Source organism: Legionella beliardensis (assembly GCF_900452395.1).
Taxonomy (GTDB): domain Bacteria; phylum Pseudomonadota; class Gammaproteobacteria; order Legionellales; family Legionellaceae; genus Legionella_C; species Legionella_C beliardensis.
In genome coordinates, this window is the sequence record NZ_UGNV01000001.1 from 2,024,802 (window position 1) to 2,047,577 (window position 22,776).

Sequence of the window (22,776 nt, forward strand, 5' to 3'; positions counted from 1 at the left end):
AGTTTAATCGATATCGCTAACTTAATCGCGCATCCATTGATTTAGTGAGCGAATCGATCTATAAATTGAGCACATAAAGTTTGCTGGAGCCAAGCCAATGATGTCAATGGAAACATTAGTAAAAAATGAGTTAAGTTCTCCTGCTGCAGATGATTTTTTGGATTATGCTTTGAAACATGGTTTTGGTGATTTACATTTTAAAGTAGATCCTACAACCGGCATGAAAGCAATCATTGCTATTCATAGTACAAAACTTGGTCCAGCTTTAGGTGGGTGTCGTTTTATTGAATATGATGATACCCCTAGCGCCATTAATGATGCGATGCGATTAGCTCGCGGGATGAGCTTTAAAGCAGCCTCTGTTGATCTTCCCTTAGGAGGCGGTAAATCTGTTATTATTAAACCTGCTCACCCCTTTGATCGCGAGGCCTATTTTCATGCCTTTGGTAAGTTTATTAATGAATTAGGTGGACGGTATATCACGGCATTAGATAGTGGTACCCAATTAAGCGATATGGATATTATTAATCAGCATACGCCTTATGTAGCTAGTTTATCAAAATATAATGGCGATCCTTCACCATTTACTGCCAAAGGAATATTTCAAGGTATTCAAGCAGCAGTAGCCTTTAAATTAGGTAAAGACAATTTACACGGTTTACATATTGCTATTCAAGGCTTAGGTCATGTTGGTTATTTATTAGCAAAATATTTATATGAAGCTGGTGCAAGACTTACTGTTGCTGATATAAATCGTGCCAATACAGAACGTGCTGCAGAAGAATTTGGTGCTACTATTACATCTACTGAGTTAATTCATAAAATCCCTTGCGATGTTTTCTCTCCGTGTGCATTAGGTGCAATCATTAATGATATTAGCATTCAGCAATTTCAAACACCCATTATTGCTGGCGCTGCTAATAATCAACTAGCACATACTTATCACGGTAAATTGCTACATAACAAAGGAATCTGTTATGCGCCTGATTACGTCATTAACGCCGGCGGTTTAATTTTTGCAGCTAGCAAATACTTACATGTACATGAAGATGAAGTTGAGCAACAAATTGAACGTATTCCTAATTCTTTATTTGAAATATTTGCGCGTTCGGCACGTGAGGATCAACCCACAAGTGACATTGCTGACATGATTGCACAAGAAAAATTAACTTAAAGGAATAAAGAGATTTATATTTCTAAAGCAATAAACTTGCTATCTTATAGTGAACAATAGGAAATTATAAATCAAGGCAACTTATGACTATTAAACACTTAAATCTCACGCCTGAATTATATGAATACATGCTAGATGTCTCATTACGTGAGCACCCAGTTTTAAAATCATTACGCGAACACACTGCAACCATGTCACTGGCGGCTATGCAAAGTGCGCCAGAGCAAGTGCAATTTATGCAATTTCTTCTTAAATTAATATCTGCGCGAAAAGTTTTAGAATTAGGAACATTTACAGGCTATAGCGCGCTCGCCATGGCACTGGCTTTGCCTGAGGATGGGGAACTCATAACATGTGATATTAATTCCGAGTGGACTAAAGATGCTTATGATTTTTGGCGCCAAGCAGGACAAGAAAAAAAAATTAAACTTCGCTTAGCACCAGCGCTGCAATCACTGGATGAGTTACTTGTTACAGGCTATAAGCATGCATTCGATTTTATATTTATCGACGCTGATAAAACAAATTATATACAATACTATGAATTAGCATTACAGTTAGTAAATCCTCGCGGTTTAATAGCAATTGATAATATTTTTTGGGGTGGCAAAGTTATTGATCCTAATGAAACAGGTGGCCAAACCAGAACAATTAAGCAGCTAAATGAATTACTTAAACATGATAAGCGTGTTGATGTAAGCTTACTCACTATTGCGGATGGATTATTTTTAATTAAACCCATTTAAGAAGTTTATTATAACAAGGAGTTACTATGACTACTAATGGAAACCCATGTGGACTTGATGGTTTTGCTTTTCTTGAGTTTTCTGCTCCAAATGCTTCATCTTTACACCAGCAATTTAATCAAATGGGCTTTCAGATTGTAGCTAAACATAAATCTCAAGATATCACGCTTTATCAGCAAGGAAATATTAGATTTATTGTTAATCACGCAGCAAATACACAAGCACAAGATCATGCAAAAACACATGGTGCAGGTGCGTGTGCCATGGGCTTTCAAGTTCAAGACGTCAACAAAGCCTATGAATATGTCATTGCCCAAGGAGCCGTCCCTTTTCAAGATTGTCAGCATGCAGATCATGGCTTATTAGCCATCCAGGCTATTGGTGGTAGTGTGATTTATTTTGTTGATGACACGCATCAACCTTTTGCAGAGCAGTGGGAACGTCAAACAGCAGATAATCAAAACACGGTTGATTGCGGTTTAACTGCCATTGACCATTTAACTCATAATGTTTATCGCGGTAATATGGATAAGTGGGCACAATTTTATGAATCGCTGTTTAATTTTGAAGAAATTCGTTTCTTTAATATTGAAGGAAAGATGACTGGGTTAATTAGCCGTGCTTTAGCAAGCCCTTGTGGCAAAATTAAAATTCCTTTAAATGAATCTAAAGATGATAAATCGCAAATTGAAGAATTTTTGCATGAATATAGTGGTGAGGGCATTCAACATATTGCCTTAAATACCGATAATATTTATCACAGTGTTAATACACTCAGAAAAAGAGGCGTCAGCTTCCTTGATGTGCCTGAAACTTATTATGAAATGATTGAAGCGCGCATTCCATGGCATCAAGAGCCAGTAGCACAGCTACAGCAAGAACGTATCTTAATTGATGGAGAAGTTGATCCTAAGCATGGCCTTTTATTACAAATTTTTACTGAAAATGTATTTGGTCCAGTCTTTTTCGAAATCATTCAACGGCAGGGCAATCAAGGATTTGGAGAGGGCAATTTTAAAGCACTTTTCGAAGCGATTGAACGTGACCAAATTAAAAGAGGCACATTACAGCCCTCTCAATAACGTAAGGCTTTAAAATGAAATTAGCTACTCTAAAATCAGCACATAGCCGTGATGGTGAGCTTTGTGTCGTTGATAAGACATTAACTTCAGCAGTTAAAGTGAAACATATTGCACAAACCTTACAATTAGCTCTAGAAAATTGGGACACAGTAAAAGAAGCGCTTGCGGAAATTTCGCAAGCGCTTCATAACGGCGTGGCGGCTGATGCATTTCCTTATGTACCTAATCAATGGGCATCACCGCTTCCTAGAGCCTATCAATGGGCAGATGGCAGTGCTTATGTAAATCATGTTGAATTAGTGCGTAAGGCACGTGGGGCTGAGATGCCCTCTAATTTTTGGACCGATCCTTTGCTTTATCAAGGCGGCTCAGATAGCTTTTTAGCGCCCACCGAAGATATTTTAATGGCTGATGAAGATTATGGGATTGATTTTGAGGCAGAAATTGCTGTCATTACTGATGATGTTCCTATGGGCGTTAGCAAAGAAGATGCAGGACAACATATTAAGCTTATTATGTTAGTTAATGATGTGTCTTTGCGTAATCTTATACCTGCTGAACTAGGTAAAGGCTTTGGCTTCTTTCAATCTAAGCCTTCCAGTAGTTTTTCACCTATTGCTTTAACACCTGACGAGTTAGGCACTTATTGGCGAGATAATCGTGTCCACTTACCTTTATTAAGTTTTTTAAACGGCAAGTTATTTGGCCAGCCTAATGCAGGCGTGGATATGACTTTTTCATTTGCTGATTTAATTGCCCATGCTGCTAAAACAAGAAAATTAACTGCTGGCACAATTATTGGCTCTGGTACTGTTTCTAATACTGATCGCAGCCGAGGCTCATCTTGCATTGCTGAGAGAAGAATGCTTGAGTTATTAGAGCATGGCAAAGTTAGCACACCATTTATGCGTTTTGGTGATGCTATCCGCATTGAAATGCTTGATGAACAAGGCCATTCTTTATTTGGCACTATTGAGCAAACTCTAATCCAATACAAAGGCCCCTAACGTGAAACTTTATGATTATTATCGCTCAACAGCAAGTTATCGAGTACGCATAGCATTGAATATAAAAAATATTAGCTATGAAACACTGTCTGTACATCTGGTAAATAATGGCGGGGAGCATCATCATGCTAGTTATTTAGCCTTAAATCCACAAGGCCTGGTTCCTACGTTAGATGAAAATGGGCATATAATTAGTCAATCTTTAGCAATTATTGAGTATTTAGATGAAATTAACCCAACCCCCGCCCTCCTGCCACAAACTCCTTTAGGGCGTGCGCATGTACGCAGTTTAGCTTTAATGATTGCTTGTGATATACATCCCTTAAATAACCTACGTGTCCTTAATCGTCTACGCCATCAATTTAATGCAGAAGACGAGCAGGTAAAGTGTTGGTACCATCATTGGCTAAAAGAAGGCTTTGACGCGTTAGAGCGCCGTTTGCAAAGCATACCCCATAAAGGCCAGGTATGCTATGGTAGCGATATAACACTTGCAGACATCTGTTTAGTACCGCAAGTTTTTAATGCCAAACGTTTTGGCTTTTCGCTAATTGAGTATCCTTTAATTAATAAAATTAATGCCTATTGTCTGTCTCTGCCAGCTTTTAAAGACGCAGCGCCAGCAGAATATTAATTAACCAAAGACATGATAAGCATGTGTTAATAAAAGAATACCTATTATTCCGGCAATAGCTGCTGTTACATACAAACTACCTATGCTAAATCGCTTAATTAAGTTTGCCATAAATTCAGGAACAGCAAGCCATAGAACGGCTTTTATTAAAATAAGCCAGGCGACAAGTGTTATTATTAAACCAAATCTCACTTCCCAAATATTATGAATTACAACCATAATTAGACCTAGTACCAGCGTCAAAGAAGCACTAACCATAACTAATGCTCGGTTAGCTGTTAAATCCTTAAGCACGTTACGATAATAATCTGCACGTGCGATCATAACTATTGCCATAATTATCAAGTACAAACCTAAAACTTGCTCAATTAAAAAGCTATGTAAAGGGGTAGGAATCATTGTTTCTCTCCTTAAACAGTACTCATTTTCAAGTTTAGCATATGCTTTTAAATAAAACTTTTAAAAACATATGACTTAGAAAACCCCGCTTCGGAGTCCTTATATTTCATGGCACTAGTGTTTGCTTGTCTTTAAAGCTTTTTCCAAACCGTTGAAGGGCATGGATGCCCTTCATCGAGCGACATGGATGTGTATAGCGGGTTTGGAAAAGGCTTTAAAGACAAGCAAACACGTGCTAAATACTCCGAATTAAGATTTAGAAAAGAATTTAATTACTTAATTAAAGCATAGCAAATGCCTAAGATTAATTAAAAAGTACCCCCTGTAATCAATGGACATGGTTGCAGACAAATAAAATTTCCGCTAACGTTAAGAATTTAGTCATAAGATGAATTATGAATTCCACCATAAAGGACTTACTTCTTTCCTTGCAAGAAAATCAACCAATCATGGTGGAGCAACTACACCAGTTTTGTGAAATTAATTCCGGCACTTACAATCAAACCGGATTACAAATCATGCATCAAAAATTGGTTGATGCCTTTCAGCCTCTAGCTGACAAAGTAGACTCTTTAAGTCTTCCTGGGGTAACTACCATGGATATGAAAGGGAATATCACAACGCTGCGAAGTGGTGATACCCTATTTATTCGTAAACGGCCTAAACTTAAAAGACGTATATTATTAGCTGGCCATATGGATACTGTTTTCTCTATTAATCATCCTTTCCAAAAGCTAACCTTTATTAATGATAACCACCTAAATGGGCCTGGGGTAGCTGATATGAAAGGCGGCTTAATTGTCATGCTACATGCACTTTCGGCATTTGAACAAACGAAGGAATCTAAATTAGTTGGCTGGGATGTTTTAATTAATGCTGATGAAGAAATTGGCTCCCCTGCGTCAAGCGCCCTTTTTAATGATTTAGCTAGCCATTACCAAGCTGGACTTGTGTATGAGCCTGCTATGGACAGCGATGGAACACTTGCAAAAAACCGTAAAGGTAGCGGTAAATTAACTCTTTTAGCTACGGGTAAAGCGGCGCATGCTGGAAGAGCATTTTACGACGGCAGAAATGCGATATGCTATTTGGCTGAAGCCGTCACAGCGATTCATGCTTTAAATGGCAAGCGTGATGGCGTTACTATTAACGTAGGTAAAATTGCAGGCGGAACAGCATTAAATATAGTCCCGGAAAAAGCCATTGCTAAACTTGATGTACGCATTAGTCAGCCAAATGACGAATACTGGGTCAGAGACGAACTTAATCAAATTATTCAAAACTTAAAACATCCTGATTATAGTTTAACAGTACATGGAAACTTTAACCGGCCTGTTAAGCGAGTAAGTGGTGGAACGGAGCGTCTTTACCAAAGAATTAAAAGCGTAGGGCAAGCGCTTGGTCTTACGTTAAATTGGCAAGACAGTGGTGGCTGTTGTGATGGTAATAATTTAGCAGCCCAAGGATTACCGGTTATCGATACATTAGGTGTACGTGGCGGAAATATACATAGCGAAGATGAATTTATACTCATTGATAGCTTGGTTGAACGAGCTAGATTAAGTGCCCTTATTTTAATGGATTTAGCACAAGGAGGGCTTGAGGAGCTGATAATATGATATTATTTCGCTGTTCTCAAATGTCTGACATAGAAGCCATTTATGAGCTGGCGCTGCATAGCGGCTTTGGGATAACTACCTTGCCTAAAGATAAAGACTTTTTACATGCTCGCGTTTCATTATCTTGTGCTTCTTTTAATAAAGAAGTACAAAAGCCACAAAATGAATACTACCTTTTTGTGCTAGAAGATCTAGCGGCAAAAAAGATTGTGGGCACAGCAGCAATTGAAGCATTTACAGGTTTTGAAACCCCTTTTTACTCTTATAAATTGTCTCTACGTACTCGCATCTCCCATTCTTTAAGTATCCGCAGTGATTACGAAGTTTTAAGTTTAGTTAATGATAATCAAAGACGTAGTGAACTATGTACGCTTTTTCTAGAACCTTCCTATCGAGTAGATGGTAATGGATTATTACTTTCTAAGGGTCGGCTTCTATTTATGGCTCAATTTCCTCACCGCTTTGCTTCGACATTGATAGCGGAGATGCGTGGTATTTCTGATGAAGAGGGAAACTCACCATTTTGGGATAATGTCGGAAGGTATTTTTTCCATATGCCTTTTGCTGAAGCTGATCGATTAACTATTCTAACCAATAAGCAATTTATTGCTGACTTAATGCCACGTAACCCACTTTATGTCAAATTATTAGCCCCAGAAGCACAAGAAGTCATAGGTCAACCACACCCTTCTAGCCGTCCGGCTCTCAAGATTTTGTTTAATGAAGGCTTTCGTTATAATAATTATATTGATATCTTTGACGCAGGCCCTACGATTGAAGCACCCTGTCATGATATTAATACCATTGCAGCCAGTCAAATTTTTATAATCAAAAGCCTTAGTGATGAAGTGACAGGGCCGCGCTTTTTACTATCTAATAGTAAGTTAGACTTTAAAGCGACTATAAGCCACGCTATTTTTAATAATCAAACGGGTAAGTGCATTATCAGCAAAGAAACAGCTGAGTTATTACAAGTTAGAAAAAATGAGGCTATCCGCTTAGTGCCTTTGCAATTTGAACGGCTCGCCCCGTTTCCTAAAAACCCTGATAACAACCAATCTAATCTGTCTCATTGTAAAAAAAGAGATGAATCTTTACCGGAGCGTAATCAATGACTTTTGGTGTAAATGAAAATTTAAAAGGATGTCATTATTTAAACGGACATTGGCGAGCTGGGACTGGAGAAATGTTCACCTCCCAAAATCCTTTAAATGGCGACATTATTTGGCGTGGTACACAAGCTAGTAAAGAAGAAGTTAATGAAGCGACTGAAGCAGCCCAGAGCGCTTTAGCAGCATGGTCTGACTTAAACGTAAATACGCGTAGCTCTTATTTACAAGCATTTGCAGAACAGGTGGATGCCAACCGTCAAACATTAATTGAGTTAATTGCCTTAGAAACAGGTAAGCCTTTATGGGAATCGGCAACTGAAGTTAATTCAGTGATTGCTAAAATAAAAATTTCGATACAAGCTTATCAAGAAAGGACAGCTGATAAATGCACACCAACGCCAGAAGCTAATGCTTGCCTACGCTATAAACCACATGGTGTTGTCGCCGTCTTTGGTGCCTTTAATTTCCCGGCCCATTTAAGTAATGGTCATATCGTACCTGCCCTGCTCGCTGGCAATACTGTTGTTTACAAACCTAGTGAACTCGCTCCAGGCGTTGCTGAGTTCATTATGCAATGTTGGCATAATACTAACATCCCTGCCGGCGTTATTAATTGTGTTCAAGGTGCTAAAAGTACCGGTGAATATTTATTACAAGCCGATATACAAGGCGTATATTTTACAGGCAGTTATCAAGTAGGCAAGCTTATCCATCGTCATTTTAGCGAAAGACCTGAGGTCATTTTAGCGCTAGAAATGGGTGGTAATAACCCTCTAATTATTGATGATGTTAAAGAGATAGAGGCTGCTGTTTATCAGACTATTTTATCGACTATCATTACCGCAGGGCAACGTTGTAGCTGCGCTCGCCGTGTTATCATTAAAGACAACGCCTTTGGTGATGACTTCTTAAACCTGCTTATTACCAGTTTTAAAAAAATAAAAGTAGGCGGCTTTACTGACAAGCCTGAACCATTTATGGGACCTGTTATTAGTTACGAACACGCAATTCACCATTTAAAAGCACAAGAAAATCTCATCAAACTAGGCGGTAACCCTTTATTAAAAATGTCACTATTGGCCGAAAATTCAGGATTACTCTCCCCGGCCTTAATTGATATGACTACGGTAGCAAACCCGCCTGATGAAGAAATCTTTGCACCCTTAGTACAAATTTATCGTTATCAGCACTTTGAAGATGCGCTAAACATTGCTAATCAAACGCGCTATGGTTTAGCAGCGGGATTATTCAGTGATAGTAAGGTACAGTTTGACCAATTTTATAAAACAGTGCGTGCAGGCCTAATTAATTGGAACAGAGCAACAACGGGCGCCAGTAGCAGCTTGCCATTTGGTGGTATCGGATGTAGTGGTAATCATCGCCCGAGCGCTTATTTTGCAGCAGATTATTGTGCATACCCTATTGCAAGCTTAGAGCAGCCTCTTTTAGCAAAACCTGCACAACTATTACCTGGCATAGCGTTAGGATAAACAAACGATGACGGTATATGAGTTAAATATTGATGGATTAGTTGGCCCAAACCATAATTACGCTGGACTATCAGCGGGGAATATCGCCTCAACTACGAATGCTTTAAGCATAGCTAATCCGCAAGCTGCGGCTTTGCAGGGATTACAAAAAATGCAAATGCTGCATAATATGGGCATTAAACAAGCGATACTGCCACCTCACCAACGACCCAATTTTAATTTATTAACCCAATTAGGTTTTGATGGTTCACCAGAGCAGCAAATTAATACTGCCGCAAAAATTGCCCCGGAGTTACTTGCTGCTTGTTATTCAGCTTCTAGTATGTGGTCAGCTAATGCAGCAACAGTATCTGCAAGTCTCGATTGCGCTGATAATCATGTTCATTTCACAGCAGCTAACTTAATTAGTAATTTACACCGACATCAAGAAGCGCCTTTCTCAGAAAAACTTCTCCAGAAAATTTTTGCTGATGAGCGCTATTTTCACCATCATGCTGCCTTGCCTAAGAGTTTAGTTACCAGTGATGAAGGCGCTGCCAATCACAGCCGTTTATGCAAAACACACAGCAGCCCAGGCACTAGCCTGTTTGTTTATAGCAAAAAAGCCATGCAGCCAGATGATATCACGTATCAACCACGCCGCTATCCAGCAAGACAAACGCTAGAAGCCTCAGAAGCAATCGCACGCGCTCATTTATTAAATCCTAAGCACATTGTATTTGCACGCCAGAATCCTACCGTAGTTGATCAAGGGGTTTTTCACAATGATGTCATTGCAGTCGCTAATGAGCATGTGTTATTGATTCATGAAAGTGCTTTTTTAAATCAACAGGCTGTTTTAGATGAATTAGAATTAAAAACTAATTTTCTACAGGTAATTGAGGTCAAAGAAAATCAGCTTAGTGTAACCGATGCAGTGTCCACTTATTTATTTAATTCACAGCTTATTACCTTGCCTGATGATTCTATGATGCTTATTGCGCCTTCAGAATGTGAAATTAATTCGCAAGTACGACAATTTATCGCAGAACTTATTACTGATAAAAATAACCCTATTAATCAAGTTTATTTCCTTGATTTAAAACAAAGCATGCGCAATGGTGGCGGGCCTGCTTGCCTGCGATTACGTGTCCCACTGACCACTTATGAATTACAAGCGATGCATCAAGGTGTTTTGCTAACTGATACATTATTTACTCAATTAGAATCTTGGATTTATCGACACTATCGGACAGAGCTACAAAGTAAAGATTTAGCAGACTTTAAGTTAGTTAATGAAATTTACACCGCCTTAGATGAGTTAACCGAGCTACTTAACTTAGGATCAATTTATCCATTTCAACAAGAGAATTCGGTATTATGCTCTGGAAAAGTTTAGCTGGACGGTGTATTTATCGCTCGGATAATATGCGAGTCTTTGATAATTATTTTTTTCGCTGGCTAAAATTTAATAGCAATGCTTTTCAAAGTTTACTAAACAAACATGCACCTCATAGGCCTGCGCTTAATTATGTCAAAGCACTAACTTTCGCTGCTCGACAGCTTCCTGGAGACACGTGCATGCTGGGTTTAGGTGGCGCAAGTGTCGCGCATACACTAGCTCCTAGACTTCACTCAGGCACACTAACGGCAGTAGAAATGAATGCAGAAGTTATTGATGTAGCAACACATTATTTTATGGTCGATAAGTTAAAAAACCTCGTTATCGTTCATGATGAGGCGCATCATTTCATTAAGCATTGCCAACAAAATTTTAAACACCTTCTTATTGATATATCAGACGCTAATAGCTTTCCCTCTTCCTGTAACAATAAAGAATTTTTTATTCATTGTGCGCGCTTAATTTCTAATCAAGGAATACTAGCCATCAATATAGCCAATGCTTATGAACATCAAGCTATTTTTTCTATGTTACAGCAACAGTTCGGTAATAATATTATTACAATTCCTGTTAAGCGCTGCGTCAATATTATTTTTATTGCAACGTTTAAAGATAATTTTAATCATTTAATCCATTATTTTAAGAACACAAAAGAAGTGAAACAATTAATATGGGATAAAAAATGGGGCTGTATGGCTAACTTACGTTATGGCACATTTTTCTAGTTTTTATTGCTGTCCTGCATTTAAGCAAGCATGGCCTGGGTGCAGGTCCAAAGAACCTAAACCTGGGTTGCACTGCGTTTCACCCAGGCTACTTGCTTCGTTTCACACAAGCTACCTGATCCCTACCACATCAATGGATACCGCGGTCAAGCCGCGGTAATTCGGGTTTTTCTTTTTTACTTAAACTCATTTTACTGCCGTGATTTCCGGTTTTTCTTTTTTACTTAAATTGGTTTTTACTGCCTTAAGTTTGAAATACCGTGGCTTGACCGCGGTATCCATCCTTACGCCACCGCAGAATATCACAGTAAGGTAAGTTGGGCTGCACTTCGTGTAACCCAATCAACCTTTAAATTTCCATTAAATCCTTTTCTTTATCGCTTAAAACTGAATCCACTTCGCCTATGTATTTGTCTGTTAATTTCTGAACAACTTCATTAGCTCTGCGCTCATCATCTTCAGAGATTGATTTTTCTTTAACCAGCTCTTTAAGATGAGTATTTGCATCACGACGAATATTACGAATAGCGACTTTACCTTGCTCGCCTTCAGCACGGACAACACGAATTAACTCTTTACGTCGCTCTTCTGTTAAAGGAGGCATTGGGACACGGATTGCAGTGCCTGCTGAAGCAGGGTTTAAACCTAAATCAGAGTTTAAAATTGCTTTTTCAATAGCAGCCACCATGGGTTTTTCCCAAGGAGTAATTAAAAGAGTACGGGCATCACTCGCTGTGATATTGGCAACTTGATTTAATGGCATCGGATTGCCATAGTAATCAACTTGAATATGATCTAATAAACTGGCATTGGCTCGCCCTGTTCTGATTTTTGTTAGATCATGTTTTAAAGTTTCAACCGTTTTTTTCATCCGCTTCTCAGCGTCCTGCTTAATGTCATTAATCATGATTTGCTCCAACAATAGTACCTATGTGTTCGCCAAGCACAATTTTTCGCAGTGCATGGGGCGCGCTCATATTAAACACTTGCAATGGCATATTATGTTCTTCACACAAACAAATTGCAGTTGAATCCATTACTTTTAAGCCATCACTTAGTATCTGTTTATACGTTAAAAATTCATAGCGCTTAGCTTTATCATTCTTAACAGGATCGTCTGAATAAATACCATCAACTTTGGTCGCCTTTAACACAACATCTGCACCCACCTCAATGGCACGCAAACAGGCTGCTGTATCTGTTGTGAAAAACGGATTGCCAGTTCCTGCAGCAAAAATAACCACATGTTTGTCTCGCAAATGGGTTATCGCTTTGCGGCGATGATAAGGATCAACAACACCAAGCATAGGTATAGCTGACATTATCCGAGCAGGTAAATCAATTCGCTCCATTGAATCTCGCATAGCAAGCGCATTCATTAGTGTGGCTAACATACCCATATGATCACCAGTCACACGTCCTAAGCCTGCCTCAGATAACGCTTTACCTCGAAATAAATTACCACCGCCAACAACTACGCCAACTTCGACACCTATTGATATTAATTCAGCAACCTCGTTAGCAATACGATCCAAAACCATTGGATCGATGCCAAACTGCGAATTTCCCATCAACGCTTCGCCGCTATACTTTAATAAAATACGTTTGTATTTTAGCTGATTCTCATTACTCATTAATCACGAACCTGTGCCATAACTTCTTCAACAAAATTATCTTCTTTTTTGGCAATTCCTTCACCGACTTCAAAACGAATAAAGGAAATCACTTCAGCATTTTTCTCTTTTAATAATTGGCCTACTTTAATGTCAGGATTCTTTACAAACGGCTGACCTAACAAGCTTACTTCGTCGACAAATTTGTTAATACGACCCTCAATCATTTTGTCAATGATTTCTTGTGGCTTACCGCTTTCGCGTGCTTGTGCAGTGAAAATTTCACGCTCATTTTCAATGACATCAGCTGAGACTTGATCCCGATTAACAACCATAGGCCGGCTTGCGGCGATATGCATGGCGATGTCTTTAGCAAGTGCTTCTTCGCCATTTCTAACAGCAACAATTACACCGATACGCTTACCGTGTAAGTAAGTGCCAATAACACCATCTTCGCAAGCCATTTTCTCTAAGCGACGAATCTTGATATTTTCACCAATCTTAGCAACCAACTGTTGTCTCTCATGCTCAACAGTATTATCTGTATCGATTAAAATAGCATCAGATAAGCTAGCAACATCTTTAATAGCTTCGTTGTTTAACGCCGTAGCAGGAACTCTATCTGCAAATTTAATGAAATTTTCTTCCCTAGCAACAAAATCAGTTTCAGTATTGATTTCAACCATGACTGCCACACGACTATCAGAAGAAAGAGCAATAGAAATTACACCTTCTGCTGCTATTCTATCAGCCTTCTTATCAGCTTTAGTTTGACCTGCCTTGCGCATTTCAGAAATAGCTTGCTCAATGTCGCCATTGGTCATAAGCAAGAATTTTTTGCACTCCATCATTGGAGCTCCAGTACGTTCTCTTAACTTCATTACTAGCGATGCACTAACTGACATTTAATCCTCCACATAACAAAAAGGGAATACGCCCTTACGACGTATTTCCCTTTATTTGATATTTCGCGTCTTAAGCTATAAAGAAGCAATACTTAAATTATTACTTTATCTACAATTAAACTAGCTCAAACGCGAAACTAAAATTATATAAACTATTCTTCGTTGGTTTTTTCAGCTTCTTGTTCATTTACTTCAACGAATTCAGTATCTACATTGGCTCCGCCAACAGTATTACCATTTTTGGCATCTAGAATCGCATCAGCAACACAGCGAATATAAATATCCACAGCGCGCATAGAATCATCATTTCCAGGAATAACATAATCAATGTTATCTGGGTTATTATTCGTATCAACAATACCAATGACTGGAATTTTTAATCGACGTGCTTCTTCTACAGCAATATGCTCAAATCCTACATCAATTACAAATAAGGCGTCAGGTAAGCCATTCATATTCTCAATACCACCTAAGCCTCTTTCTAATTTTTCAAGCTCACGAGTTAGCATTAGTGCTTCTTTCTTGATCATGCCAGCAAAAGCACCTCTGTCACGCATCTCTTTTAATTCTTTCAAGCGAACAATAGATTGGCGGACCGTTTTGAAGTTTGTCAACATACCACCTAACCAGCGGTGGTCAATATAGGGCATGCCACAACGAGTAGCATGAGTACGAATACTTTCTTGTGCTGCTCTTTTAGTACCAACAAACAAAATCTTAGCTTTATTCGCTGCTAGACGACCAACGTAATTGGTCACATCATTTAGCATAGGGAGCGTTTTTTCTAAATTGATAATATGGATTTTATTTCTTGATCCAAAAATATAAGGCGACATTTTTGGATTCCAAAATCGAGTTCTATGCCCAAAATGAGCACCTGCTTCGAGCAGTTCACGCATACTTACAGTCATTATATTCTCCAGGGTTAAGCCTCCACGTTTCCCATGAGACACCTCTATTCCTAAAATAAAGGACCCTACCTCATGTGACGAAACGTGTGTGTCGTTAAAAAGCGCGGTATTTATACCATATTTAACCTAAACCAGCAACGTTAACTTCAGGAATGCCAAATTAATAGCAATTTTTTTAGGTAGATTTGTGCAGAACTAATAATCCCGGTATATAATTAATCACGATTAAAAACAATTAATTAAGGAGAGCTTCATGTTCATTAAACAATTAATACCTGCTGTAGCACTGGTTATTATGACAACACAGCCTATCTTTGCAGCAGATTCTTCTACTTCTGCTCCAAGCAGTACATCTGCCACAGGCGCATCGTCTACAGACACATCAACTACAGGTACATCAACACCTACTACCCCACCTACTGCAACTACACCGTCTTCAACGTCTACCAGTTCTTCCTATGCTCCCAGCGATTCAAATTCAGGCACATGCGGATGTAAAAGAGGCCTTATGAAAATGCTGGAGCCCTTACAATTAACTGATGCTCAAAAAGATCAAATTAAGGCAATAAGGGACAAAGCAAAAGCTAGCCTTCAATCTAATAAAGATCAATTGCGATCAATCCGCACTCAGATGCATAGCCTCATTACTACAAGCTCAATGGACAATGCAAAGTTAGATTCTTTAATTAGCCAAAAAACAACTATTCTTGGTAACATGATGCGAGTTAAAGCAACTGCTAAAAATCAAATCTATAATGTGCTTAATCCACAACAACAACAGCAATTTCAACAAATGTTGCAAGAAAAAGCGCAAGGCAAATCTCACAACTGCCACTAAGAGTCTATAGCTACGGTTAGGTAACCGGTTATGCCATACTCTATACTTAAGTATGGCATAATCGATTTAATCACGCTAAGTGTGATACAAATTTAAAGATTATATTTTATATAATTTACTGCTCTTTAGGCTAAAGTAATATAAAATTGGACCTTACGATGCTTAATGTGTTTGAACTTAGTAACTATTATTTCTATTTGTGGATTTAAATCATGGCAGTCACTATTAAAACTCCAGAAGAAATTGAAAAAATGCGCGTAGCTGGGCGTTTAGCAGGCGAAGTTTTAACAATGATTGGGCCTTATGTTAAGGAAGGGATAACAACAGATGAGTTAGATGCCATTTGCCATGATTATATTGTCAACACTCAACAGGCAATACCAGCGCCTCTCAATTATAATGGCTTTCCCAAATCCATATGTACCTCAATTAATCACGTTGTTTGCCATGGCATCCCTGGCAAAAAAATTTTAAAAAATGGCGATATATTAAATATTGATGTCACGGTGCTTAAAAATGGCTATCACGGTGATACCAGCAAAATGTTTTGTGTTGGCGAACCAACTGTAAAAGGTAGTCACGTTGTTAAAATTGCCCATGAATGCCTTTTTATTGGCATAGAGTTAGTCAAGCCAGGTGTAAAACTTGGTGATATAGGCCATGCTATTCAACAACATGCAGAAAAAAATCGCTGCTCGGTCGTACGCGATTACTGTGGACATGGCATAGGCGCTATCTTTCACGAAGACCCACAAGTTCTGCATTATGGCACACCGGGTACAGGTGAAATGCTACGTGAAGGAATGACTTTTACCATTGAGCCTATGGTAAACTTAGGCAAGCATCACACGCGTTTATTACCAGATAAATGGACAGTGGTAACGCGTGATCATAGTTTATCGGCACAGTGGGAGCACACGCTTTTAGTCACTTCCAGTGGTGTCGAAATTTTAACATTACGCGATGAAGAACGATAATTATCCTTTTAAGCTTACTTTAAAACAATTTAAAGAAGAGTTAGTCCAGCAATTTAATGCTAAAAAAAATATCATTACGATAGCTCAGAAATTAGTTAATTTTATTGATCAATCACTGTTAACTCTATTTCAAAAAAATTATCTCCACCAAGATGATTGCTTCTGTCTCATCGCCCTTGGCAGCTATGGACGCCAAGAATTACAACTCCACTCTGATATCGATATTCTATTACTGCATACCAATGCCCTAACAGATGCACAATTATTGCATGCACAAGCTTTTATCCAAAATTGCTGGGATAATGGTTTTGGTATTAGTCATCAAATCACCACAGTTAAGGCTTGCGCTGACTTAGCCAGCCAAGATGTTAGTGTCATTTCTAGTATTTTAGACATGCGCTTATTATGCGGCCATAGTAAATTAATGGAGGAATTACACTATCAAACCCATACGCTACACATGTGGCCAAGCGAGCAATACTTTTTTGCTAAACAACAAGAACAACATCAACGTTATCAAAAATATGGCGAAACAGCGTCTAATTTAGAGCCTAATGTAAAATATGGGCCAGGCGGGTTACGAGATATTCAAATTTTACTGAGTATTAGTAAGCGTCATTTTAATATTAAAAAATTGGCAGATGGCATTAATTTTAATTTTATTACTGATAAGGAATATGAAGAATTAATTAATTGCCAGCATTTCCTTTGGCGAGTTCGCTTTGCTTTACATGCCTTAGCAGGAAAACCAGAAGAACGTTTACTTTTTGACTATCAGGTTAAACTGGCTGCTTTATTTGGCTATCAGGATAAGCCTCATTCCTTAGCAATTGAGCAATTTATGAAAGCTTATTTTCAAGCGATTAAGCGTAGCCGTGAAATTAATGAAATGCTTTTACAATGGTTTTCAGAAACAATTATTCATAAAGAAAAACAACAATTAAAACCATTAAATGCCTACTTTCAACTGTCTAATCAATTTATTGAAGTTAAGCATACTAAAGTGTTTTCAACCACCCCTACTTGTTTACTTGAATTATTCCTATGGATTGCTAAATGCCCCACTATTGTTGGCGTGCGTGCTAGTACGATACGTTTAATTAGACAATATCTTTATTTAATAGGAACTAACTTCCGTAACTCAACAGCAGCCAGGCAATGTTTTTTAGCCATTTTTAAGGAAGGCATTAATCTATTTGACGCTTTAAATTATATGAATAAATATGGTGTATTAAGCCATTATTTAGATTGCTTTGCTGCTGTTACCGGGCAAATGCAATATGATTTATTTCATGTGTATACGGTTGATCAGCATACTCTCTTCGTTATTCGTAATTTATGCCGCTTTTTAGATAAAAACTATGCTAATCAATTTCCTTTAGCCGTTAAGCTAATGGCTACGATACAAAAACGTGAAATCTTATATTTAGCAGCGTTGTTTCATGATATTGCTAAAGGCCGAGGTGGCGATCATTCTGAATTAGGTGCCCATGAAGCACAAGAATTTGCTTCTCAACATCAATTAAGTCAAGACGATGCGAATTTACTTGTCTGGCTGGTAAAACATCATTTATTAATGTCACACACGGCACAACGTCAGGATATTTATGATCCTAAAACAATTCAGCATTTCTGTATGATGTTTCCTAAACCGAGTTATTTAGACTACCTTTACTTGTTAACAGTTGCTGATATTTGTGCTACCAACCAACGCTTATGGAATACCTGGAAAGATTCCTTATTAAAAGAATTACATCGAGCAGCTACTGAAGCATTTCAACAACAAGAAACACTTTTAAACGAGAATGAGCTCATTGATGCCAGAAAACAGCAAGCATTAACTCTATTAAAACAACAAGGATTTACCCAAGCCGCGGTTGAACAACTTTGGTCATCCTTTAAGCCTAAGTATTTTTTGCATGAATCAGCTGACATCATTGCTGTTCATACTAAAGCCATATTAACCTGCCAAAGCTACCCGTTAGTACTCATTTTGCCTCATTATAATCGCGGTGGCATTGAGGTATTTATTTATATGCCTCATCGAGATGATAGGTTTACTATTGCTACGACGGTATTAAGTAATCATCACACCACGATTCAAGAAGCTATTATTTTAACTTGTGATAATCAATTTGACTTAGATACTTACATTATTTTAAACGAGCAACATCAAGCATTTCTTGATCAACAAAGAATGCAATTAATTGAGCAAGAATTAACTAAACGCTTAGGTAATACCAAAGATCTACCTAGAATAGCCAAGCATCGGCTCTCACGGACATTAGCGCATTTCAAAATTAAACCGGAAATTAGCTTTAATGATGAATTTCTTTATACACGTTTATTTTTAGTCGCTGCTGATAGGCCAGGCTTGTTAGCCCATGTTAGTCGTGTTTTTACTAAGCTTAATCTTCATCTGCATAATGCTAAAATTGTAACTGCTGGTGAGAAGGCAGAGGATACCTTTTATATCTCAACAAAAACGGACGCCTTACTTAGCTTAAGTGAAAAAGAGTTATTGCAAAAACTGCTAATAAAAGAACTTAGCACCGAATTTTAACGACGTATTTTAAAAAATTGGTGCAATAATTGGGCACATTCTTTTTCCAAGATACCCTCGTCAATTTGCACTTGATGATTTAGAGGATAACCCTTTAATAAATTATAAACAGAGCCCGCTGCACCAGCTTTAAAATCGCGCGTTGCAAATACTAACCTTGCAACTCGCGCATGCACTATAGCACCTGCACACATAGCACAGGGTTCTAAGGTGACATACAAGGTTGCTTGGGTTAAACGATAATTGCCTAGAGCTTGCGCTGCTTTTCGTAAGGCAACCATTTCTGCATGCGCACTGGGGTCACTATCAGTAATGACCCGATTGTAGCTACCACTCACAAGTTGTTCATCGATAACCAGCACAGCACCAACGGGTACTTCATTTAAATGATATGCTTTAAGAGCTTGCTCATAGGCCTGTTGCATCCAATAGTGATCATTTATTCCCATTCAATGGTCGCTGGTGGTTTACCTGAAATATCGTAAGTCACTCGTGAAACACCTGGAACCTCATTAATAATACGATTAGAAACTCGGCCTAAGAATTCCCAGGGCAGATGTGACCAATGAGCTGTCATAAAATCAATCGTTTCAACTGCTCGCAAACAAATCACAAAATCATAACGGCGGCCATCACCCATCACGCCAACGCTTTTAACAGGTAAAAAGACTGCAAACGCTTGACTAACTTTATGATATAGCCCTTCATTGTATAGTTCTTCTAGAAAAATAGCGTCGGCGCGGCGCAGAATATCAGCATATTCCTTTTTGATTTCGCCAAGAATACGCACGCCTAAACCTGGGCCGGGAAAAGGATGACGATAAACCATGTCATAAGGTAAACCTAATTCTAAACCAATTTTTCTTACTTCATCTTTAAACAATTCACGAATTGGTTCTAGCAACTTCAAATTTAACGTATCCGGCAAGCCGCCCACATTATGATGCGACTTAATGACAACCGCAGCCTCCTTGGTGTGCGTTGCAGCAGACTCTATCACATCAGGATAAATAGTACCTTGAGCTAACCATTTGACTTCTGGAATTTTAAACGCTTCATCATCAAACACATCAATAAAGGTTTTGCCAATAATTTTTCGTTTCTGTTCAGGGCAGCTAATCCCTTCTAAGACATTTAAAAACCTTTCCTCGGCATCAACAGCAATAATACGAATACCTAAATGACGGCCAAACATGGTTAAAACTTGCTCTGATTCATTTAAACGTAATAACCCTGTGTTTACAAATACACAGATTAACTGATCTCCAATGGCTTTATGTAATAAAGCAGCTACCACTGACGAATCAACACCGCCTGATAAGCCTAATAGAACATGCTCAGACCCTACTTGCTCTTTAATTGAAGAAATAGCTTGGTCAATAATATTGTTTGGCGTCCAATCCGCTTTTGCTCCGCATATGTCAATAACAAAACGCTCAAGAATTCTTAAACCTTGCGTAGTATGGGTAACTTCTGGATGGAATTGCACGCCGTACCAGCCGCGCTCCTCATTTGCCATACCTGCTATTGGTGCATTGCGTGTTTCACAAATGACTTTAAAACCTGGCGGCAACATGGTGACTTTGTCGCCATGGCTCATCCACACATCGAGTAATGCGTCACCAGCCGACGTCGTTCTATCCTCAATATTATTGAGCAATTTAGAATGGCCATGTAGGCGAAGTTCAGCATAGCCAAATTCGCGTACTAAAGAAGACTGTACTTCACCGCTAAGTTGGACTGCCATTGTTTGCATGCCATAGCATATACCTAGCACAGGTACATTCGCTGCAAAAACCCAATCTGGCGCTCTAGGCGTAGAATGCATTGTGGCTGTTGCTGGCCCGCCTGACAAAATAATGCCACAGGGCGATAAAGCGTTGAAAGCCTCGTCAGTCATGTTAAATGCATGAATTTCGCAATAGACTCCCATCTCCCGAATTCGTCTAGCAATTAATTGGGTATACTGAGAGCCAAAATCAAGAATCAGCAAAGGCTGTCGTTTAATTGTCGTCATTACTAATCATCAACCTGGTAGTTAGGGGCTTGTTTAATAATATTCACATCGTGAACGTGAGATTCACGCATACCGGCATTCGTGACGCGCACGAATTCTGCGTTTTCATGCAACGCGTCGATAGACACACATCCGGTATAACCCATACAAGAACGCAACCCACCAATCATTTGATGGATAATACCCTGTACAGGCCCTTTATAAGCAACACGTCCCTCAATACCTTCAGGAACTAATTTATCACTACCTTGTGTTAAATCTTGGAAATAGCGATCACTTGAGCCTTGTGCTTGTGCCATTGCGCCAATTGACCCCATACCACGATAACTTTTATACGTTCGGCCTTGATAAAATTCAAGTTCACCAGGTGACTCTTCGGTACCTGCAAAAAGATTACCAAGCATCACGGTATTGGCACCGGCTGCTAAGGCCTTACACATATCCCCAGAAAACCTAATACCACCATCAGCAATAATAGGAATATTTGTACCTTTTAAACCTTCAGCGACATTAGAAATAGCGGTAATTTGGGGCACGCCCACGCCTGTTACAATTCGAGTGGTACAAATAGAGCCTGGGCCAATCCCTACCTTAACCGCGTCAGCCCCGACTTCCATAAGAGCCCGTGCGGCAGCGGCTGTTGCGATATTACCACCAATTACTTGCACCTTAGGAAAATTCTTTTTAATCCAAGCAATTCTATTTAATACACCTTGTGAATGGCCATGTGCTGTATCGACAATAATGACATCGACACCAGCATCTACTAAAGCAGCCACCCGCTCATCCGTCCCTTCACCAACACCTACAGCCGCACCAACACGTAATTGCTCAGCGGCGTCTTTACAAGCAAAGGGATTTTCTTTCGCCTTTTGAATATCTTTGACGGTAATCAAGCCGCGTAAATTAAATGCATCATTGACCACAAGTAATTTTTCTAAGCGATGCTTATGAAGGAGACTTCGAATTTCTTCACGACTGGCGCCTTCTTTGACGGTGACTAAACGCTCTTTAGGCGTCATGACTGCTGAAACAGGTAGAGAGAGATTAGTTTCAAAGCGAATATCACGACTGGTAACAATACCTACTAATGCATTGCCATCAACCACAGGAACACCTGAGAAACTATGCTTGGCCATCACATTGAGTAATTCTTTCACGGTTAAGTCGGGCGCAACATAAATAGGATCTTTAACCATCCCACTTTCAAATTTTTTAACCTTGCGAACTTCCTCTGCCTGGGCCAAGATACTCATATTTTTATGAATAATCCCTATCCCACCTTCTTGAGCCATTGCAATCGCAAGGCGTGCCTCAGTCACCGTATCCATGGCCGCAGAAATTAAAGGAATGTTTAATTGAATGTCCCGCGTTAATTGCGTTTTTAATATAACTTCTTTGGGGAGTACCTGCGAATGGGCAGGAACTAACAATACATCATCGAAAGTCAATGCCTGTTGCAGAATAGAAAGCGACATAATCGAGCTCCTGCAGTTAATTAACCGCATAGTCTAGCAAAATTTTAATCAAGTTACCAATAAAAATACATTTATAAGTAAATTATAAGCTGTAGGCAACGAGTT

At 38.9% G+C, this 22,776-nt stretch carries 21 protein-coding genes; 13 read left to right on the forward strand and 8 right to left on the reverse strand.

Annotated elements, in window-relative coordinates; all coding sequences use genetic code 11:
• Positions 1-97 precede the first annotated feature (97 nt).
• From DYE47_RS08935 to maiA, 5 genes are all read left to right on the forward strand, one after another.
• Positions 98-1,174: a Leu/Phe/Val dehydrogenase gene (locus tag DYE47_RS08935; protein ID WP_115302940.1), complete on the forward strand. Its 1,077-nt coding sequence runs from the start codon at positions 98-100 to the stop codon at positions 1,172-1,174.
• Between the two features lie 89 nt (positions 1,175-1,263).
• Positions 1,264-1,920 carry a class I SAM-dependent methyltransferase gene (locus tag DYE47_RS08940; protein ID WP_115304052.1) on the forward strand — a complete coding sequence of 219 codons (657 nt, stop codon included), beginning with the start codon at positions 1,264-1,266 and terminating at the stop codon, positions 1,918-1,920.
• A 26-nt stretch (positions 1,921-1,946) separates the two neighbouring features.
• A complete protein-coding gene (hppD, locus tag DYE47_RS08945; protein WP_115302941.1) occupies positions 1,947-3,002 on the forward strand; it encodes a 4-hydroxyphenylpyruvate dioxygenase in 1,056 nt (351 codons plus the stop codon).
• A gap of 14 nt (positions 3,003-3,016) precedes the next feature.
• Positions 3,017-4,009, forward strand: coding sequence for a fumarylacetoacetate hydrolase family protein (locus DYE47_RS08950; RefSeq protein WP_115302942.1), 993 nt, complete (start codon positions 3,017-3,019; stop codon positions 4,007-4,009).
• A 1-nt stretch (position 4,010) separates the two neighbouring features.
• Positions 4,011-4,643 carry a maleylacetoacetate isomerase gene (maiA, locus tag DYE47_RS08955; protein ID WP_115302943.1) on the forward strand — a complete coding sequence of 211 codons (633 nt, stop codon included), beginning with the start codon at positions 4,011-4,013 and terminating at the stop codon, positions 4,641-4,643.
• Here maiA and DYE47_RS08960 read toward each other — a convergent pair whose 3' ends face one another.
• Positions 4,644-5,042 (reverse strand): hypothetical protein, encoded by a 399-nt coding sequence (locus DYE47_RS08960; RefSeq protein ID WP_115302944.1) that lies wholly within the window; start codon positions 5,040-5,042, stop codon positions 4,644-4,646. It abuts the gene before it with no gap.
• Positions 5,043-5,437: 395 nt separating this feature from the next.
• Between DYE47_RS08960 and DYE47_RS08965 the strand changes: the two genes are divergently transcribed.
• The 5 genes from DYE47_RS08965 to DYE47_RS08985 are packed head-to-tail and all read left to right on the forward strand — an operon-like array spanning position 5,438 to position 11,369.
• The gene (locus tag DYE47_RS08965; protein WP_115302945.1) at positions 5,438-6,661 is read left to right on the forward strand and encodes a hydrolase; all 1,224 of its coding nucleotides are present in this window, start codon (positions 5,438-5,440) and stop codon (positions 6,659-6,661) included.
• Positions 6,658-7,776, forward strand: coding sequence for an arginine N-succinyltransferase (locus DYE47_RS08970; RefSeq protein WP_115302946.1), 1,119 nt, complete (start codon positions 6,658-6,660; stop codon positions 7,774-7,776). Before DYE47_RS08965 ends, DYE47_RS08970 begins: the two co-directional genes overlap by 4 nt.
• On the forward strand, positions 7,773-9,263 hold the full coding sequence (gene astD, locus DYE47_RS08975) for a succinylglutamate-semialdehyde dehydrogenase (RefSeq protein ID WP_115302947.1): 1,491 nt from the start codon (positions 7,773-7,775) through the stop codon (positions 9,261-9,263). Before DYE47_RS08970 ends, astD begins: the two co-directional genes overlap by 4 nt.
• 7 nt (positions 9,264-9,270) lie before the next feature.
• Positions 9,271-10,641 carry an N-succinylarginine dihydrolase gene (astB, locus tag DYE47_RS08980; protein WP_115302948.1) on the forward strand — a complete coding sequence of 457 codons (1,371 nt, stop codon included), beginning with the start codon at positions 9,271-9,273 and terminating at the stop codon, positions 10,639-10,641.
• Positions 10,623-11,369, forward strand: a complete 747-nt coding sequence (locus DYE47_RS08985; protein WP_115302949.1) for a spermidine synthase — start codon at positions 10,623-10,625, stop codon at positions 11,367-11,369. The genes astB and DYE47_RS08985 overlap by 19 nt, the downstream gene beginning before the upstream one ends.
• 349 nt (positions 11,370-11,718) lie before the next feature.
• Here DYE47_RS08985 and frr read toward each other — a convergent pair whose 3' ends face one another.
• The 4 genes from frr to rpsB form a co-directional block, all read right to left on the reverse strand.
• Entirely contained in the window at positions 11,719-12,276 is a 558-nt protein-coding gene (gene frr, locus DYE47_RS08990; RefSeq protein WP_115302950.1) for a ribosome recycling factor, read from the reverse strand.
• Positions 12,269-13,003: a UMP kinase gene (gene pyrH, locus DYE47_RS08995; protein ID WP_115302951.1), complete on the reverse strand. Its 735-nt coding sequence runs from the start codon at positions 13,001-13,003 to the stop codon at positions 12,269-12,271. Before pyrH ends, frr begins: the two co-directional genes overlap by 8 nt.
• Positions 13,003-13,887, reverse strand: a complete 885-nt coding sequence (gene tsf, locus DYE47_RS09000; RefSeq protein WP_115302952.1) for a translation elongation factor Ts — start codon at positions 13,885-13,887, stop codon at positions 13,003-13,005. The genes pyrH and tsf overlap by 1 nt, the downstream gene beginning before the upstream one ends.
• Positions 13,888-14,039: 152 nt before the next feature.
• Positions 14,040-14,801 (reverse strand): 30S ribosomal protein S2, encoded by a 762-nt coding sequence (rpsB, locus tag DYE47_RS09005; protein WP_115304053.1) that lies wholly within the window; start codon positions 14,799-14,801, stop codon positions 14,040-14,042.
• 250 nt (positions 14,802-15,051) lie between these two features.
• Between rpsB and DYE47_RS09010 the strand changes: the two genes are divergently transcribed.
• The 3 genes from DYE47_RS09010 to glnD all read left to right on the forward strand — a co-directional run bounded on the left by DYE47_RS09010 (position 15,052) and on the right by glnD (position 19,176).
• Positions 15,052-15,636, forward strand: coding sequence for a Spy/CpxP family protein refolding chaperone (locus DYE47_RS09010; protein WP_115302953.1), 585 nt, complete (start codon positions 15,052-15,054; stop codon positions 15,634-15,636).
• A gap of 212 nt (positions 15,637-15,848) precedes the next feature.
• The gene (gene map / locus DYE47_RS09015) at positions 15,849-16,613 is read left to right on the forward strand and encodes a type I methionyl aminopeptidase (protein WP_115302954.1); all 765 of its coding nucleotides are present in this window, start codon (positions 15,849-15,851) and stop codon (positions 16,611-16,613) included.
• The gene (gene glnD / locus DYE47_RS09020; RefSeq protein WP_115302955.1) at positions 16,600-19,176 is read left to right on the forward strand and encodes a [protein-PII] uridylyltransferase; all 2,577 of its coding nucleotides are present in this window, start codon (positions 16,600-16,602) and stop codon (positions 19,174-19,176) included. Before map ends, glnD begins: the two co-directional genes overlap by 14 nt.
• Here the strand turns inward: glnD and tadA are convergent.
• From tadA to guaB, 3 genes are read right to left on the reverse strand one after another with little or no spacing between them, the layout of a single operon-like run.
• Positions 19,173-19,619 (reverse strand): tRNA adenosine(34) deaminase TadA, encoded by a 447-nt coding sequence (tadA, locus tag DYE47_RS09025; protein ID WP_115304054.1) that lies wholly within the window; start codon positions 19,617-19,619, stop codon positions 19,173-19,175. The genes glnD and tadA overlap by 4 nt on opposite strands.
• Positions 19,616-21,193: a glutamine-hydrolyzing GMP synthase gene (guaA, locus tag DYE47_RS09030; protein ID WP_115302956.1), complete on the reverse strand. Its 1,578-nt coding sequence runs from the start codon at positions 21,191-21,193 to the stop codon at positions 19,616-19,618. Before guaA ends, tadA begins: the two co-directional genes overlap by 4 nt.
• Positions 21,194-21,195: 2 nt before the next feature.
• Positions 21,196-22,671, reverse strand: coding sequence for an IMP dehydrogenase (guaB, locus tag DYE47_RS09035; protein ID WP_115302957.1), 1,476 nt, complete (start codon positions 22,669-22,671; stop codon positions 21,196-21,198).
• Positions 22,672-22,776 lie beyond the last annotated feature (105 nt).

Coding starts and splice junctions, on each gene's coding strand:
- DYE47_RS08935 (WP_115302940.1), top strand. CDS start 98: ATGATGTCAATGGAAACATTAGTAAAAAATGAGTTAAGTTCTCCTGCT.
- hppD (WP_115302941.1), top strand. CDS start 1,947: ATGACTACTAATGGAAACCCATGTGGACTTGATGGTTTTGCTTTTCTT.
- DYE47_RS08950 (WP_115302942.1), top strand. CDS start 3,017: ATGAAATTAGCTACTCTAAAATCAGCACATAGCCGTGATGGTGAGCTT.
- DYE47_RS08960 (WP_115302944.1), bottom strand. CDS start 5,042: ATGATTCCTACCCCTTTACATAGCTTTTTAATTGAGCAAGTTTTAGGT.
- DYE47_RS08965 (WP_115302945.1), top strand. CDS start 5,438: ATGAATTCCACCATAAAGGACTTACTTCTTTCCTTGCAAGAAAATCAA.
- DYE47_RS08970 (WP_115302946.1), top strand. CDS start 6,658: ATGATATTATTTCGCTGTTCTCAAATGTCTGACATAGAAGCCATTTAT.
- astD (WP_115302947.1), top strand. CDS start 7,773: ATGACTTTTGGTGTAAATGAAAATTTAAAAGGATGTCATTATTTAAAC.
- astB (WP_115302948.1), top strand. CDS start 9,271: ATGACGGTATATGAGTTAAATATTGATGGATTAGTTGGCCCAAACCAT.
- DYE47_RS08985 (WP_115302949.1), top strand. CDS start 10,623: ATGCTCTGGAAAAGTTTAGCTGGACGGTGTATTTATCGCTCGGATAAT.
- frr (WP_115302950.1), bottom strand. CDS start 12,276: ATGATTAATGACATTAAGCAGGACGCTGAGAAGCGGATGAAAAAAACG.
- pyrH (WP_115302951.1), bottom strand. CDS start 13,003: ATGAGTAATGAGAATCAGCTAAAATACAAACGTATTTTATTAAAGTAT.
- tsf (WP_115302952.1), bottom strand. CDS start 13,887: ATGTCAGTTAGTGCATCGCTAGTAATGAAGTTAAGAGAACGTACTGGA.
- DYE47_RS09010 (WP_115302953.1), top strand. CDS start 15,052: ATGTTCATTAAACAATTAATACCTGCTGTAGCACTGGTTATTATGACA.
- map (WP_115302954.1), top strand. CDS start 15,849: ATGGCAGTCACTATTAAAACTCCAGAAGAAATTGAAAAAATGCGCGTA.
- glnD (WP_115302955.1), top strand. CDS start 16,600: ATGAAGAACGATAATTATCCTTTTAAGCTTACTTTAAAACAATTTAAA.
- guaA (WP_115302956.1), bottom strand. CDS start 21,193: ATGACGACAATTAAACGACAGCCTTTGCTGATTCTTGATTTTGGCTCT.
- guaB (WP_115302957.1), bottom strand. CDS start 22,671: ATGTCGCTTTCTATTCTGCAACAGGCATTGACTTTCGATGATGTATTG.